This window comes from Mangrovimonas sp. TPBH4 (assembly GCF_001280505.1).
Taxonomy (GTDB): Bacteria; Bacteroidota; Bacteroidia; order Flavobacteriales; family Flavobacteriaceae; genus Mangrovimonas_A.
Genome location: NZ_LBIO01000046.1, coordinates 1 through 608, shown reverse-complemented (window position 1 = coordinate 608; position 608 = coordinate 1). Strand labels below are relative to the sequence as shown.

Here is a 608-nt window from a genome sequence, read left to right as displayed (position 1 = left end):
GTGATGCTGCCCAGGGCAACCCACTCGGCAAACGCCTGGTCTACGGAAGCCTGGTCAGAACATGCTGCCATTGTATAATCGTCTGGTGCATTGAAGGAAACCTCTGGTGCTGGAAGCACGCTAAAAGTCGCCGTTCCGATAATGGTTTCTGCACAATCACTTGTCGCTGTCCAGGTAACATCAGATTTTCCGCCACAGGCACTCGGTGCTCCTGGATTGTCTATTGTGATTTCCAAGTTACAACCTCCGGTGATACTGCCCAAGTCAACCCACTCGGCAAACGCCTGGTCAATCGATGCTTGGTCAGAACAAGCCTCCATCGTAACGTCAGAAGGTACATTAGCAATAACCTCTGGTGCAGGCTCTACCGTAAAGGTCGAACTCAGCAATAACGGTGCCCCACAGTCGCTGGTAGCTGTCCAGATAACTTCCGATGAACCGCCACAGGCATCAGGTGCCCCTGGATTGGTCACTTCAACCATCAGGTTACAGCCACCCGTGATGCTGCCCAGGGCAACCCACTCGGCAAACGCCTGGTCGATAGAAGCCTGGTCGGAACAGGCTGCCATTGTATAATCCTCTGGCGCGTTGAAGGAAACCTCTGGTGC

Annotated in this window: 1 protein-coding gene; it reads right to left on the bottom strand. The window is 53.6% G+C overall.

Annotated features, from left to right (window positions below):
* Positions 1-608 (bottom strand): hypothetical protein (locus ZA05_RS18340; protein WP_197276071.1); only part of this gene is annotated, 608 nt, incomplete at both ends.